A 13,400-nucleotide genomic window follows, 5' to 3' on the forward strand; every position below is an offset into this window, starting at 1 on the left:
GATCGCAGTGCGAAATATCAACTTTTGCGGCCTGCGTTTGCGCAGGTAGTGCCTTATTTGATGCCGACGCGCACCTTGACGGCGTCATCGCCGGTTTCGTGCAGCGCCTGACTGATCAGACTGCTGAGATCGATGCGCGGCGCACTCGCGGTGACCGCGTCGGCCAGCGGCCGCAACCCCGGAATGAGCGATTTCAGCTCCGGCCCGACCTTGTCCATCCATTCGGTCACCCGCTGCAGGAACGGCACTAGGCCATCGCCCTCCAGATACATCTGCGGACTGTTCCCGGCCGTGACCAGCCGGCCGACCGCCTCGACGAGATCGTCCAGCGACTGACCGAACCGCACCAGATCGGGCGCACCGATCGAGGTGGCCGGTCCGGCCCATTCGATATCGCTCGCGGCCAGCTGAAAACTATTGAGCAGTTCGGCGATTTTCGGGGCCCTGGTCATGATGGTGGCGGCGAGCAGATCGCCTGAGCGCGCCAGTTCCGGCATCGCCGCGGACGTGCCGGAGATCGACTTGCCGAGCGTATCCACGATCGAGCCGACCACAGTGGGATCCAGCTGGTTCATGGTCTTGGTGACCAGCCGCGCGACCTCCGGAATCGATAGTGGTGTGCGAATGTCCTTGGTATCGAGCCGCTGTCCGTCTTTCAGATACGGGCCGCCGCCGGTATTCGGCACGAACTGCACATAGGGCTCGCCAAGCGCGGAGAGCTGTTCGATGGTGACGGTGCTGTCGGTCGGCACCTGCTGGCCCTTGTCGACGCGGAAGCCGACCTCGACGCCCGCGGCCGTATTCTCCACCGATGTCACCTTGCCGATCGGGATGCCGGTGAGCAGAATCGGCGAACCAACTCCCAAGCTGCCCGAATTCCGCAGCACCATCGACGCATTGGTGTAATCGGCGAGCGGATCGAACCGCACCACACCGAACGTCAGATAGCCGGCGCCGAGGATCAGGATTGCCGCGATGCCACCGAGCGAAACGAGCGAACCCGGCTTCATCGGACCGCTCCGATCATGCGCAACGTTTGGATGATCCGATCCACCTGCTCGGGTTCGGATATCCCGGCGCCGTCGGTCCTGATATTCAGCTTCGGCCCGCGCTCCACGAACGGAATGATTTTGTCGCGCAATAAGGCGACGAGCATGGCCAGATTCGAGGGCGACCGCAGGTCCAGCGGACCACCGGTCAGTATCGGCACGAATTCTTGCAGCATCGCGTCATCGGACTGCAGCAGCGGCGCCAGCCAGGTCATCGAGCGACCGACCGGGCCGAGTACGCCGAAGATATTCGCCACTCCGGCAAACGAATTCGTCGCTGCGTTCACCTGCGCTACCGACTCGGCGCTGAGGATATTGTCCAGTTCGGGCCGAATATCATGCAGCACTTCGGAATTGGTGAGCAGACCGTAAAGCAGCGAATCCACCTGGTCGAGATTCGCCGCCAGATCCGCGGCATCACCGCCCATCACCTTCGAAATGCGCGCGGTCTCCCGAGGATCCTGCGGCAGTACGGAATTGAACCGAGTGATGATGTCCTGCAGCTGGCCGATCGCACCGCCCTGGACGAAGAAGGCCATGGCGGCCATCGTGTCTTCGAGCTGTACCGGCGGCTTGGTCCGCTCGATCGGAATGGTGCCGTCGGGTCCGAGCAGCGAACCGAAACCATTGGACGGCGTACTCAATGCGATGTGGATATCGCCGAGCACAGTGTTCTGCCGCAGCTCCGCAATGGTCGTGGTCGGCAGTTGCACCGACTTCGCGATATCGGCTTCGACCACAACGAATCCGGCGCGGCCCGCGGGTGCACCGGCCGCGGGTACCACGGTCACCTTGTCGACCGTGCCGATCTGCGCGCCATTGGCCATCACCTTGGCCTTGGCGGGCAGGTTCAAGACATTCGCGAATTCGATCTTGACGCGATAGGTGGCTCCGGATACCGATGTGCCGGGGACCGGCACCGATGACGGATCGAAAGCACAGCCGCCCAGAGCGATTCCGGCCGCCAGCACGACCGCCACGAGACGCCTTCTCATCGTCCACCTGCCAATCCCAGTACCAGCGGGACGAGTTGCATATCGACCATGCCGTCCGCGGCGCCCATGCATTTGCCCGGCGTGACGGCATTGACCGCGGCACAGACCTCTTCGGCTTTCTGCTGCGCAATGGCCACCTTCGGCGGCGCGTAGCTGATGCCCGGCGCACCATCGGATACCACCGTGCGGAATGCCGAGGTGAGCGCGGGCGTCATGAGCACCACATCGCGCAGCGAACCGACATTGGCGCGCAAGAGCTTGATCAGCGGCACACTGGCGTCGAGCGCGCGCATGATCGGATCACCGAACATGGTGGTGATGTCATTGACCATGGGCAGGATCTGGCGCAGGCCGTCGAAGAGTTGTACTGCCGGACCGAGCAATTCGGTACTCGCCTGATTCAGTGCGGGGCCGATGCGAACCAGCATGGTTTGCAGGTCGCCCCAATATTGGTTCACCTTCTGCGACACCGAGGCAAACGCGTCGAAAATGCCTGCCAGATGGCCGATATCGGCGTCGGGGGATTTCAGCGCGGAGCCGAGTTTGCGAATCAGTTCGTTGACCTGTGGACCGGTGCCCGCGGTCGCCGCGTCGATCGAGGCGAGCCCCTTGGCCAGCGAATTCTGATCGGATCCATTGAGCTGATCGGAAAGTGAGGACAGCGCGGTCAACGTTTCGGTGAGGCTCTTCGGGGTGAGCGTTTTGGTGATGCACTGACCACTGTCCCAGCGCTGCATGTTATTACCGCTGGACAACACGGCCAGATTGCGATCGGCGACCACGGTGTCGGACACGGTGGTTGCCGAGGCATCGGCGTACACCGGATGGTCGGCATCGACATCGAATTCGACCCGCACGCTCTTGCCCTGGTTCCGCACCGAGGTCACCGTGCCGACCGTGATGCCGCGCATCGTCACCTGATTGCCCGGATACAGTCCGATGCTGTCGGGCATTATGGCGCAATAGGATTCGGTCTTCCGCGGCGGATCGAAGGCGATGAAATACCCGCCGACCGCAAGCGTGGCGACAACAACGGCACCGGCGATCGACATGAACGCCTGCGAGCCGAGCATGCGATTCAGCATCAGCACGCCTTCCCGGGGAGCGGCACGCACACCGCACCGGACTGGTCCACCACGATCCCGCCCTCAGGAATCACCAGGCCCTGCAACTTCTGACTCAGATCATGTGCGGAGGAGATGATCGGCTCCAACTGACCGCCCATCTGCTCCAGCCGCGGAAGAGCATCGGCCAACTGCTGCGCCTTGGGTTTCAACGTGGAATCCCAGGACGGCGCGAGTGCGGCGACCCGCTGAACCACACTGTTGAGCAAGGCAATCGATTCGCGCAGCTCGGCACGCTTATCGAGGAGTACGGTCTCGAGCAGATTGGCATTCTCCATCAACCTGCGCAGATCACTCTTCGCGCCGTCGTACATGGTCACGTATTCGTCCGCCACCGCAATGGCATTGGAAACCTGGGTGCGCTGGCGGTCGATGGCATCGATATAGCTGCCGACGGTATCCAGCGTGCTGCGCAAGCTATCCGGCGCACCCTCGACCGACTTGTCCAGTGCCGCCAGATTGCGCCGCAAAGTATCACCGTCGATCTTGCCGATCGGTGCCGTCGCATCCTGGAAGGTCTGAATCAGGCTGTAGGGCACGCGAACTCGATCGGCCGGAATGGGCTTGTCGCCGAGCGGCTCGGTGCCCGCGGGGAACAGTGCGATGTAATGGCCGCCGACCACGGTGAGCATGCGCACGTCCAGCGAGGTCTGGTCGCCGACGAAAACATCGGAGTCCACGGTGAACCGCATGACGACCTTATCCGGTTTCAGCTCCAGCGATTTCACGGTGCCGACCGAGATGCCCGCCAATCGGATATCGTCGCCGGACTTCACCGACTGCGCCTCGGACAGCTCCGCGGTATAGGTCGTCTTGCCGAACGGAATCACGTAAAGCGCTGCGGCAGCGCCCATTGCGATGACCACGAGCACCACGCCGATAATGCCGAGCCGCACTTCTCTGCGCAGCCGGGCCGGTTCGTCGAGGATCGGGGTATTTCCGCCGAACCACAATCTCACCCGTTGCATACGGCCACCTTCTGTCCGCCGATCAGCACCTGCACCGGATTCGGCAGATCCGCATTTCCCTTGCTGCACTCCGGTTTCCAGTCCGCGATAGTGCGCGGCACGGCATTGTCGATCGAGGCGAGCAGCCCCGGTAACTTGCCGAAAACGTCGACGGCCTCCTGCGGGTCGGGGAAGAGTTTGCGGATGAGCCCGTCGATATCCGCGCCGCTGTCTGCGGTCGGGCCGACGGTGGCGAGCAGCCGGTCGAGCGGTCCGAGCACCGAGGGCGCGTTCATCGCGAATTCTGCGAGGCCGCCGATATTGGCCTGCAGTGCTTGGAAAATATCGGTCAGCCGGGCCAGCAGCGGAACCAGATAGTGCACCCGGCCACCGACCCGGTCGGCGAGTTCGGACATATTGCGCACCAGCGTCGCGATCACCGCCTGCCGATCGCCGACGTATTTGCTCAGCTTGCCGATGGCATCCATGGCCGGACCCAAACCCGAACCGTCGCCATCGATCACCGCGAGCATGCTCTCGGTGAACTGGTTGACGGCTTCCGGAGACATGGTGGCCAGCACCGGTTTCAGGCCGTTGAACAGGCTGGTCACATCGAAGGACGGAAGCGTCATCTCGGTATCGACGACCGCGTTCGCGGGCAGTCGGACACCGGGATTCGGCTGCTGCTGCAGATCGATATACCGCTGGCCGGTGAGGTTTTGGTAGCGGATCGCCAGGGTGCTGTTGTCATAGATGGGCGTGGAGGTCTTGACGGTGAGCCGGACCTTGGCCTTGACGCCGTCGAGCGATAGGCCCTCGACCTTGCCGACCTGCACGCCGTACATGCGCACGTCATCACCGACCTTCAGGCCGTTGGCATCGGTGAACAGCGCATCGTGCGCTTCGGTATCCCCAGGCACCGGCCGCTTGATCGCCGTCAGCACGAGCGAGAGCACCACGATCATCACCGCGGCGAAAACACCGAGCCGCCAAGCCGCGCCACGAACCGTCATCGCACACCCGCTTGACCGAGCACCGGCACCGCGATACCGGGCACGCCCCGCAGATCGACGTCGAGATTCAGCACCGGACCGTCGGGCGTATCCGGCATGGCGGCCCGCAGCCGCTCGAGCAGTGCCCGGAGTTCGGCCGCGGACTGCTGGGGCCGGGGGACCATCTGCGCCAACACATTCAGTATCGGTGCGAGCATGTCGGCGCCCTCGGCGAAATGGCCGCCCGCGGTGGTCAGCGTGGTTCCGAGCGCGGGCAAGATGCTGCCGGTCAGCGCGGCGACACCGCGGTCGTAGTGCTCGCGATCGGTCTGCAGGATATTGATATCGCGGATCTGGTCGAGAACCTGGATGGTGGCGCCCGCGAATTTGCCGCCGCCGTCGAAGGCCGGGCCGAGTCTGCCGACGAGTTCGGAGGTCGGCATGGTCTGGTTGTCGGCAATGGTGCGCGCCACCGTGATCAGTGCCTGCACCAGCGGGGTGAATGCCTGGAAATCCGCGGAGACCTGGGCGATGACACTGGCCAGCTGCGGTGTGAATATGGTCGCGCCGACCTGGGACAGGCTGCGCAGGATGCTGCCCATCGTCGCGTCGTAGACATCCGCCGCGCGTCCCCCGGTCAGATCGATGACCGCATCCGGTCGCAACGGCGAACCGCCCGGGCCACGGCGCAATTCGAGTTCGCTGATACCGAACAGGTTTGCGGGCGCGTAGTCGACGCGCAGGCTGTCATCGATGCCGAAGAGCCGGGACTGATCCAGCTGCAAGGTGATTCGCTGGGTGCCGCGCTCATCCGGCGCGATCCGCGTGACCGTGCCGACCAGCACACCGTCGAGACGCACCTGCGTGCCAGCGCTGACACCGTCACCGATTTCCTGGGTGTGCAAGGCGATCCGCAGCCCCTCGTCGACACGCAGGTGCCTATGGAGCGTGGTCGCAAGGGCGACAACGGCTATCAGCGCGATGATCGCCGAACTGACCGTCCGCGAACGCTTCTTATCCGCGGCAACGCCGGGCATTCCATACTTCGGCATCCGCTACCCCGTAAAACTGATCGCCGCGTTGAAGCCCCACAGCACAATGCTGAGCACCATGTCGATCGCGATGATGGCCACGAAACTCGTGCGCACCGCACGACCCGACGCGATACCGACACCCTCGGGCCCGCCGGTGGCGAAGAATCCGTAATAGCTGTGCACCAGGATCACCACCGTCCCGAAGATGGCGACCTTGATCACCGCGGCGATCACGTCGAAGCCGGAGACGAACTGGAAGAAGTAGTGGTCGTAGACGCCCGCGGACTGGCCGTGCACGAGCGTGATGATGCCGCGGCAGGCCGCGTAGCTGAGGATCAGCGCGATCAGGAAGGTCGGCACGATGGCCAACGCACCCGCGAGCACCCGGGTGGTGACCACGAACGGCACCGAGCGCAGACCGAGCGCTTCGATGGCGTCGATCTCCTCGGAGATGCGCATCGAACCGATCTCCGCGGTGATCCGGCAACCCGCCTGCGCGGCGAAACCGACCGCGGCCGCGATCGGCGCCAACTCACGAGTGGTGGCGTAGGCCGAGACGATGCCGGTGACCGGCCCCATCCCGAGCATGCTCAGCGTCGCGAACGATTCGACCGCGACGGAGGCGCCCATCACCAGACCGAGCACGATCATCATCGGCACCGTCCCGCCGCCGACCACGACCGAGCCGCGACCCCAGGTCATATCGGTGATGGCACGCATGGTCTCACCGCGATACCGCTTCAGCGTCAACGGAATCGCCGCGAGCACCTGCCACACGAATACGGCAACGAAGCCGAACCCGTCGACCGCACCGAGCACCCGACTGCCGCGACGGAAATACCGCGTGACCCAGCCGAATCCCTTGGGGGCGTAGGACGAAATCGCCATCACGCCAACCTCGTCGGCAGGAACATCGCGGTGACCTGCGTGAGCACCAGATTCACCACGGTGATCGAGACGACCGAAAGCACCACGGCGGCGTTCACCGCGTCGGCGACACCGCGCGGGCCGCCCTTGGCCTCTAGCCCGCGCTGGCACGCGATGACCACCACGAGAAAGCCGAATATCAGCGCCTTCACCAGCGAGACCCACACATCCGCGGTGGTGGTGAACGAGCCGAAGGTGGCCCAGTAGCTACCCGGCGTGACGCCCTGGCCGCCGATGGCGACCGCGTACCCGGCCATGATGCCGACGAAGATGATCAGAATATTCAGCAGCGGTGCGACCACCAGCATCGCCGCCATCCGGGGGATCACCAGGCGGTGGATCGGGCTGATGCCCATGGTGTTCAGCGCGTCGATCTCTTCGCGAATGGTGCGTGCGCCGAGGTCCGCCGCAATGGCCGCCGCGCCTGCGCCGCCGAGCAGGAAGCCGGTCGCCATCGGTGCGCCCTGCTTGATGACGCCGAGTCCGCCGGTCGCGCCGAGCAGCGAATCGGCGCCGAGGGTGTGGATGAGGTTGCCGACCTGGATCGAGACGATCACGCCGAACGGGATCGCCATCAAGATCGCGGGGATGGTCGTGACGGTGATCAACCGCCAAGCCTGGAGCAGGGCCTCGCGCCACTGGAATTGGCCGCGGGCGATATCGCCGACCGCGCCGAAAACCGACTCCTGCGCGACGCCGAACGCGCGACCGAAGGTGCGCAGCGATGAGACGACCGTATCCGAAAAGTTCTTCCGGACAACCGAACTCGCAGATTCGCGGGTGTGCAGATCCGGCGTCATAGTCGGTATCCCGGTGTCGCGCCTGCGGCACGGGCTGTGTCGAATTTCATGCCGCACTCTCCGGATTCGGCGTCGATGCCAACATCCAGCAAGCTAATCGTTACGGCGAGTCACAACAAAATCAGCGAGCTGTGATGCTCGCCACTTAGTTGCCGTTTACCCCGCTCAGAGCGGTCATTCATGGATCCGGTCACACGGGCTACGGACTGGCGGCAAGAAACACAAAAGCCGAGAACAGAGCCACATGGACACCGCCCTGCAGCAGCGTCGCACGACCCGGCACCACCGTGAGCACGCCGGCGACGACCGTCAAAGCGAGCAGAACCATCTGCGTCGCACCGAGCCCGAGGATCAGCGGACCCTCTAGCCAGATAGTTGCTACGGCGATCGCCGGAATGGTCAGGCCGATGCTCGCCATGGCGGAGCCGAGCGCGAGATTGAGACTGATCTGCACCTGATCGCGGCGAGCGGCACGCACGGCCGCGAGAGTTTCCGGCAGTAGGACGAGCAGAGCGATGACCACGCCGACCGCGGACTGCGGCAGACCAGCCGAGGCGACGGCCGATTCGATCGACGGCGATACCACCTTGGCCAGACCGACGACCGCGACCAAGGCGACCATCAACATGGCCAGGCTGAGCAGCGTCGCGCGCACCGCGGGCCGATCGCGGCGCTCATCGGCGCCATCGAATTCTTCGACGGGCAGGAAGTCATCGCGATGCCGGACGGTCTGCACCATTACGAACAGGGCATACAGCAGTAGGGAGGCCGCCGCGGCGAAGGCCAACTGCGCTGGGGAAAATTCCGGCCCGGGCTTACTGGTGGTGAAGGTCGGCAGGACCAGACTGAGGGTGGACACGGTCGCAACCGTGCCGAGCGCCGCGCCGGTGCCCTCGGCATTGAATACCGCCACCCGCCTCCGAACCGCGCCGACCAGCAACGACAGACCGAAAATGCCGTTGCAGGTGATCATGACCGCCGCGAAAACGGTGTCGCGGGCCAGCGCCGCGGACTTCTCCCCACTGCTCACCATCATCGTGACGATCAGCCCGACCTCGATCACCGTCACCGCAACCGCGAGCACCAGGGACCCGAACGGTTCACCGACCCGATGCGCGATGACCTCGGCGTGCTGCACCGCCGCAAGCACCGCACCGGCCAGCGCGGCGACCACCACGACCACGCCGATTCCAGGTAGCGATCGCCCCCAGGTGGCGGCCAGGGTGATCGCGGCTAGTAGCGGGATGAATACGGTCCAGCGGGAAGTCGACGCACGGAGCATGACTTCCATCGTGTCAGCAAATTATTCGCACTCGATCGCGCGTGATCGCGCGCATGCGGTGGGTCAGTCGTCGAGATCGATCCGGACGGTCAGCAAGTCGGTGCCGAGCAATCGAACGCCCGTACTGTTGGCCTTGGGCAACGATTGCAACCGCGCGCGCGGATCGTCATCCGGCAGTAGGTGTGCGGTCCCGGTGTGCCAATGTCCGTGCAGCCGCAATCGAACCCGGTTGTCGGCCTTGATATTTCGAATGTATTGCGACTTGTCACCGAATTCGGAGACGAGCCAGAACTCCTTGCCGACTCGTCGCCCCCCGATCGGCGTAATACGCGGCTGCCCGCTCTTGCGCCCGACGGTCTCCAGCAACTGTTGCGTCGGCAGTCTGCGCAGAATCGGATTCCCCAGCCGCCGCTGAAATGTTGTCACGACTCGGTGCTGAATATCACGCAAGTTCGCCATGCGCCGACGCTAGCACCGGCCGATCGCATCTGCGGCGACCTCAACGGTGACGGCAAGCCGGATGTGGTCGCCCAGGCGGCAACCATGCCAGTCGAACATCCACGTATTCCGACCAATGCGACGATCGACTCGAGATTTGTGTACTGGATAGCGCGGCGATAAGCGACAATGTGCGGAGTGCGGACCCAGTTCACTCGCGAGCTCATCGCGTTGACCAATGATTTGACGCTCATGTGTCGGCTCGCCCACGATGCCGCCGAGCGTGCCACGGCCGCGCTCGGCGATGCCGATCTCGCCGCCACCTATGAAGCCTTCGCGATCGACGAGCAGCTACAGAAGATGTACTCCGCCTGCGAGGCCAGAACCGTGGTGCTGCTCGCACTGCAGGCGCCGGTCGCACGCGACCTGCGGCACGTGGTCACCGCCATCCAGATCGCCGGTGAACTGTCCCGGATCGGCTCGCTGATCAACCGCGTCGCCGATCAGGTCTACAAGTACCATCCGGAACCCGTTGCGCCCCAACCCCTGATGGATATCCTCACCGCCATGGGTCGGCTGGCCGCACATCACACCGCCCTCGCGGGCGAATCGGTCGCCACGGGCCGCCAACCCGTCACTCCCGAATCCGGGACCCCCGCAATGGATCAGCTTCAGCAACAACTCCACTCGGCCCTGACCGAACGAACCGCCACCGAAGCCGCCATCGATATCGCCTTGGTGGGCAATAACCTCGAACGCTGTATCGACCACACCATGCGCATCGATCGCCTGATCCGCTTCCTGGACACCGGAATTCCGCCGACGGCCCAAACTTCGGAAGCAGGTTAGGAGTTGCGGCGGGCGATGGTGTAGAGGTCGCGGGCGGGGCCGGTGAGGCGGTGGCCCGTCGGCCAGACCGCACGCAGGGTTCGGGTCAGATCCAGGCCGGTGACGGTCGGGGAAACAAGAGTGCCCGCGGTGATTTCGGCGGCTACGGCCAGCGAGCTGAGGACGGCGGGACCGACGCCGGAGGCGACCGCGGTTTTGATCGCGGTGGTGGAGGACAGTTCCAGCGCGACCGTGGGTTCCCAGCCCGGAATGGCCCGCGCGACAGCATTTTCGAACCAGGTCCTGGTGCCCGATCCGAGTTCGCGTTGGATCAGCGCGGTTCGAGCGAGTTCGGCCAGATCGACCGAGCCCTGCCCGGCCCAGCGGTGCTGTGGGGCGACCACGACGACCAACTGATCGCGGGCGACGATATGACTCTCCAGCCCACGGAAATTCCGCGGGCTCTCGATGAAGCCGATGGCGTCCTTGCCGTCGAGCACCGCCTGCGCGACCTCGACGGAATTGCCGGACTGCAGCGCGATCGCGGTATCGGGTGCCGTGGCGCGCAGGGTCATGAGCCAGCCGGGGAACAGGTATTCGGCAATGGTTTGACTTGCCGCCACCCGCAGGTGCGAATCACGCTCGGAGCGCAGACTGTCGATGCCCGCGTCCAATTGCTCCGCCGCATCGACGACCCCGCGCGCCCATTCGGCGATCAATGCCCCGGCGGGCGTGGGCCGGGAACCGAGTGTGGTGCGCTCCAGCACCGGCACGCCGACCAACTTCTCCAGATAGCGGATGCGGGAGGACGCCGAGGGCTGGCTGATGCCGTGTGCCTGCGCCGCGCGTCCGAGACTGCCGAGTTCGATGACCGAAAGCAGCAGGTCGAGCGCGGCCAGGTCGGGGACACGCGGCGACAGGGGCATAGAACGAGTCTATGCATCCATAGGAATGCGGTGGCTACCCGACACCGCCGCAGCCGACGAACCTGGACTCATGACCGCCATAGCAACCTTGCGTCCCGCACCCCCGCGGCAACTGCTCGGCGAGAGCGCGACCCACCGCATCGAATCCCCCTCGCTGCGGCATTTCGCACCCAACTGGTTCGCCGCCGTCATGGGCACCGGCATTGTCGCCAATGCCGCCGCCACGCTGCCGCTGCAGTTCCCCGGACTGCGCGGCGCGGCGACCGTCGTATGGGCACTGGCGGCACTGTTGCTGGTGGCATTGAGCGCCGCCTGGGTCGTGCACCGGGTGCGCTACCCGGCGCAGGCCCGCAGCCACAAGGATCACCCGGTCATGGCACATTTCTACGGCGCACCGCCCATGGCACTGGTGACCGTCGGCGGAGGCACCCTGGTGCTCGGCCACGAAGTGATCGGCCTCGACGCCGCGCTCGCCATCGATTGGGTGCTGTGGTCGCTCGGCACCGCGCTGGGCCTGCTCACCGCCGTCGCCGTTCCCTACCGGATGTTCACCCACTTCCACATCGAGCCCGATGCCGCCTTCGGTGGCTGGCTGATGCCCGTGGTGCCGCCGATGGTGTCGGCGGCCATGGGGGCACTGCTGGTCCCCTATCTGCCCGAAGGCCAGTTGCGGCTCACCATGATCCTGCTGTGCCTGGCCATGTTCGGCCTGAGCCTGATCGCCGCGCTGGTCACCACCACCATGATCTGGTCGCGCCTGGTGCACCACGGCGTCCCGCAGTCGGGAATGGTGCCCACCCTCTGGCTCGTGCTCGGCCCGCTCGGCCAATCCGTCACCGCCGCAGGCCTGCTCGCCGATGCCGGTCCCTCGGCACTGCCCGACCTCTACGCCAAGGGGCTGACCGTCTTCTCGGTCATCTTCGGCGTCGTCACCTGGGGATTCGCGATGCTGTGGGTGGCGCTGGCCACCGCCGTCACCGTAAAGACCGCTCGCGCAGGCGAATTGCGGTTCAACCTGACCTGGTGGGGCTTCACCTTCCCGCTGGGCACCTGCATTACCGGCAGCACCGTGCTCTACGGCCACACCGGCGCCGATCTCTTCGCCGTCGCCGCGGTCGTGCTGTATGTCGGACTGGTCAGCGCCTGGGCCGTCGTCGCCACCAAGACCATTCGCGGTGTACTCACCGGGCCGCTGCTCCGACCGGCCTGAACCGTCAGGCCTTGAAGTACACCAGCTGATGACTCGTCGCGAGCAACCCACCGTCGTGCGCCCAGAGTTCGGCCGACTGATCGAAGAAACCCTTGCCGAAATGCTGGGAGCGCGCGGTGGCCAGCAGCGGGTGATCGGCTTGGGCGGCGAGGCGGTCGGTATCGGCGTGGAAATACACGGTCAGCGTGACGGTTCCGGCGGGGACGACGCGGCCGAGTCGCAGCATCACCCGCGGGAAGAACACATCGCTCAGCGCGGTGAGGGCCGGATAGTCCAGTGGGCGCACGGGCCGGTCGCGGACCCAGAGCGTCGTGGTGGAAGTAGGTTGTGCCGCGGTGCCGTCGAGTTGGGTGATACCGCCCTCGATGAAGCGCATCTCGTAATTGTCCACCCAGGCAATGAATTCGGGCAGTGCGTCCGGCTCGACGGTGTCCGGCGGCGGGGCGGCGGGCGCCGTGGCTTCGGTAGCGGTCCAGGTCTCGCGGCGGGTGCCGAAAACCGCCGTGGCCGTGGTGGTCACGATGCCGTCCTGGCTCATCGACAGCGTCCAGTGCTGGGTATTGCGGTTTGTGCGCACCGGTTGCGCCGCAATGGTGAAGGGGCCCTCGGCGATCGGGCCCGCGAAGTTGACGGTGAGCGAGATCGGGTCACCGAGGCATTGCGGATGTTGTTGTGCTGCACGCAATATGGTTGCCGCGGTGATGCCGCCGAACGGGCCGACCATATTGCCGTACTCGGGAGTCGTCCGACCGCTGAAGTTTCCGGCGCCGTCGGAAGTCAGCGCGACCGCGCTGTCGAAGGCGTGCCGTGCGGTGACGGTCGAACTCATCGTGTTCTTCTCCTCGAGG

Annotated in this window: 14 protein-coding genes; 2 read left to right on the plus strand and 12 right to left on the minus strand. The window is 65.0% G+C overall.

Annotation, left to right across the window (positions count from 1 at the left end):
• Positions 1-53: 53 nt before the first annotated feature.
• The 10 genes from ACFYOW_RS26695 to ACFYOW_RS26740 form a co-directional block, all read right to left on the minus strand.
• Positions 54-1,010, minus strand: a complete 957-nt coding sequence (locus tag ACFYOW_RS26695) for an MlaD family protein (RefSeq protein WP_387292290.1) — start codon at positions 1,008-1,010, stop codon at positions 54-56.
• The gene (locus ACFYOW_RS26700) at positions 1,007-2,044 is read right to left on the minus strand and encodes an MlaD family protein (RefSeq protein ID WP_387292292.1); all 1,038 of its coding nucleotides are present in this window, start codon (positions 2,042-2,044) and stop codon (positions 1,007-1,009) included. Before ACFYOW_RS26700 ends, ACFYOW_RS26695 begins: the two co-directional genes overlap by 4 nt.
• Entirely contained in the window at positions 2,041-3,129 is a 1,089-nt protein-coding gene (locus ACFYOW_RS26705) for an MlaD family protein (RefSeq protein ID WP_387292294.1), read from the minus strand. The genes ACFYOW_RS26700 and ACFYOW_RS26705 overlap by 4 nt, the downstream gene beginning before the upstream one ends.
• Positions 3,129-4,136: an MlaD family protein gene (locus ACFYOW_RS26710; protein WP_387292296.1), complete on the minus strand. Its 1,008-nt coding sequence runs from the start codon at positions 4,134-4,136 to the stop codon at positions 3,129-3,131. Before ACFYOW_RS26710 ends, ACFYOW_RS26705 begins: the two co-directional genes overlap by 1 nt.
• Positions 4,124-5,128: an MlaD family protein gene (locus ACFYOW_RS26715; RefSeq protein ID WP_387292298.1), complete on the minus strand. Its 1,005-nt coding sequence runs from the start codon at positions 5,126-5,128 to the stop codon at positions 4,124-4,126. The genes ACFYOW_RS26710 and ACFYOW_RS26715 overlap by 13 nt, the downstream gene beginning before the upstream one ends.
• A complete protein-coding gene (locus ACFYOW_RS26720) occupies positions 5,125-6,159 on the minus strand; it encodes an MlaD family protein (RefSeq protein ID WP_387292300.1) in 1,035 nt (344 codons plus the stop codon). The genes ACFYOW_RS26715 and ACFYOW_RS26720 overlap by 4 nt, the downstream gene beginning before the upstream one ends.
• 3 nt (positions 6,160-6,162) lie before the next feature.
• Positions 6,163-7,029: an MlaE family ABC transporter permease gene (locus tag ACFYOW_RS26725; RefSeq protein ID WP_387292302.1), complete on the minus strand. Its 867-nt coding sequence runs from the start codon at positions 7,027-7,029 to the stop codon at positions 6,163-6,165.
• Entirely contained in the window at positions 7,029-7,868 is an 840-nt protein-coding gene (locus ACFYOW_RS26730) for an ABC transporter permease (protein WP_387292304.1), read from the minus strand. The genes ACFYOW_RS26725 and ACFYOW_RS26730 overlap by 1 nt, the downstream gene beginning before the upstream one ends.
• A 199-nt stretch (positions 7,869-8,067) precedes the next feature.
• The gene (locus ACFYOW_RS26735) at positions 8,068-9,150 is read right to left on the minus strand and encodes a calcium:proton antiporter (RefSeq protein WP_387292306.1); all 1,083 of its coding nucleotides are present in this window, start codon (positions 9,148-9,150) and stop codon (positions 8,068-8,070) included.
• Positions 9,151-9,213: 63 nt separating this feature from the next.
• Positions 9,214-9,609, minus strand: coding sequence for a nitroreductase/quinone reductase family protein (locus ACFYOW_RS26740; protein WP_387292308.1), 396 nt, complete (start codon positions 9,607-9,609; stop codon positions 9,214-9,216).
• A 177-nt stretch (positions 9,610-9,786) separates the two neighbouring features.
• On the opposite strand from ACFYOW_RS26740, the gene ACFYOW_RS26745 reads away from it, so the two are divergent.
• Positions 9,787-10,437 (plus strand): phosphate uptake regulator PhoU, encoded by a 651-nt coding sequence (locus ACFYOW_RS26745; protein WP_387292310.1) that lies wholly within the window; start codon positions 9,787-9,789, stop codon positions 10,435-10,437.
• Here the strand turns inward: ACFYOW_RS26745 and ACFYOW_RS26750 are convergent.
• Positions 10,434-11,342, minus strand: a complete 909-nt coding sequence (locus ACFYOW_RS26750) for a LysR family transcriptional regulator (protein WP_387292312.1) — start codon at positions 11,340-11,342, stop codon at positions 10,434-10,436. The two genes, ACFYOW_RS26745 and ACFYOW_RS26750, sit on opposite strands and share 4 nt — an antisense overlap.
• 70 nt (positions 11,343-11,412) lie before the next feature.
• On the opposite strand from ACFYOW_RS26750, the gene ACFYOW_RS26755 reads away from it, so the two are divergent.
• Positions 11,413-12,552 (plus strand): TDT family transporter, encoded by a 1,140-nt coding sequence (locus ACFYOW_RS26755; RefSeq protein ID WP_387292314.1) that lies wholly within the window; start codon positions 11,413-11,415, stop codon positions 12,550-12,552.
• A gap of 4 nt (positions 12,553-12,556) precedes the next feature.
• Here ACFYOW_RS26755 and ACFYOW_RS26760 read toward each other — a convergent pair whose 3' ends face one another.
• Entirely contained in the window at positions 12,557-13,381 is an 825-nt protein-coding gene (locus tag ACFYOW_RS26760) for an acyl-CoA thioesterase (RefSeq protein ID WP_387292316.1), read from the minus strand.
• Positions 13,382-13,400 lie beyond the last annotated feature (19 nt).

This window comes from Nocardia sp. NPDC006982, from assembly GCF_042869435.1.
In the GTDB taxonomy this organism is placed as follows: Bacteria; Actinomycetota; Actinomycetes; order Mycobacteriales; family Mycobacteriaceae; genus Nocardia.

Bases quoted from the DNA above. Each gene is read 5' to 3' on its own strand.
- ACFYOW_RS26725 (WP_387292302.1), bottom strand. From the start codon at position 7,029: ATGGCGATTTCGTCCTACGCCCCCAAGGGATTCGGCTGGGTCACGCGG.
- ACFYOW_RS26735 (WP_387292306.1), bottom strand. From the start codon at position 9,150: ATGCTCCGTGCGTCGACTTCCCGCTGGACCGTATTCATCCCGCTACTA.
- ACFYOW_RS26760 (WP_387292316.1), bottom strand. From the start codon at position 13,381: ATGAGTTCGACCGTCACCGCACGGCACGCCTTCGACAGCGCGGTCGCG.
- ACFYOW_RS26700 (WP_387292292.1), bottom strand. From the start codon at position 2,044: ATGAGAAGGCGTCTCGTGGCGGTCGTGCTGGCGGCCGGAATCGCTCTG.
- ACFYOW_RS26740 (WP_387292308.1), bottom strand. From the start codon at position 9,609: ATGGCGAACTTGCGTGATATTCAGCACCGAGTCGTGACAACATTTCAG.
- ACFYOW_RS26720 (WP_387292300.1), bottom strand. From the start codon at position 6,159: ATGCCGAAGTATGGAATGCCCGGCGTTGCCGCGGATAAGAAGCGTTCG.
- ACFYOW_RS26730 (WP_387292304.1), bottom strand. From the start codon at position 7,868: ATGACGCCGGATCTGCACACCCGCGAATCTGCGAGTTCGGTTGTCCGG.
- ACFYOW_RS26715 (WP_387292298.1), bottom strand. From the start codon at position 5,128: ATGACGGTTCGTGGCGCGGCTTGGCGGCTCGGTGTTTTCGCCGCGGTG.
- ACFYOW_RS26695 (WP_387292290.1), bottom strand. From the start codon at position 1,010: ATGAAGCCGGGTTCGCTCGTTTCGCTCGGTGGCATCGCGGCAATCCTG.
- ACFYOW_RS26705 (WP_387292294.1), bottom strand. From the start codon at position 3,129: ATGCTGAATCGCATGCTCGGCTCGCAGGCGTTCATGTCGATCGCCGGT.
- ACFYOW_RS26710 (WP_387292296.1), bottom strand. From the start codon at position 4,136: ATGCAACGGGTGAGATTGTGGTTCGGCGGAAATACCCCGATCCTCGAC.
- ACFYOW_RS26750 (WP_387292312.1), bottom strand. From the start codon at position 11,342: ATGCCCCTGTCGCCGCGTGTCCCCGACCTGGCCGCGCTCGACCTGCTG.
- ACFYOW_RS26755 (WP_387292314.1), top strand. From the start codon at position 11,413: ATGACCGCCATAGCAACCTTGCGTCCCGCACCCCCGCGGCAACTGCTC.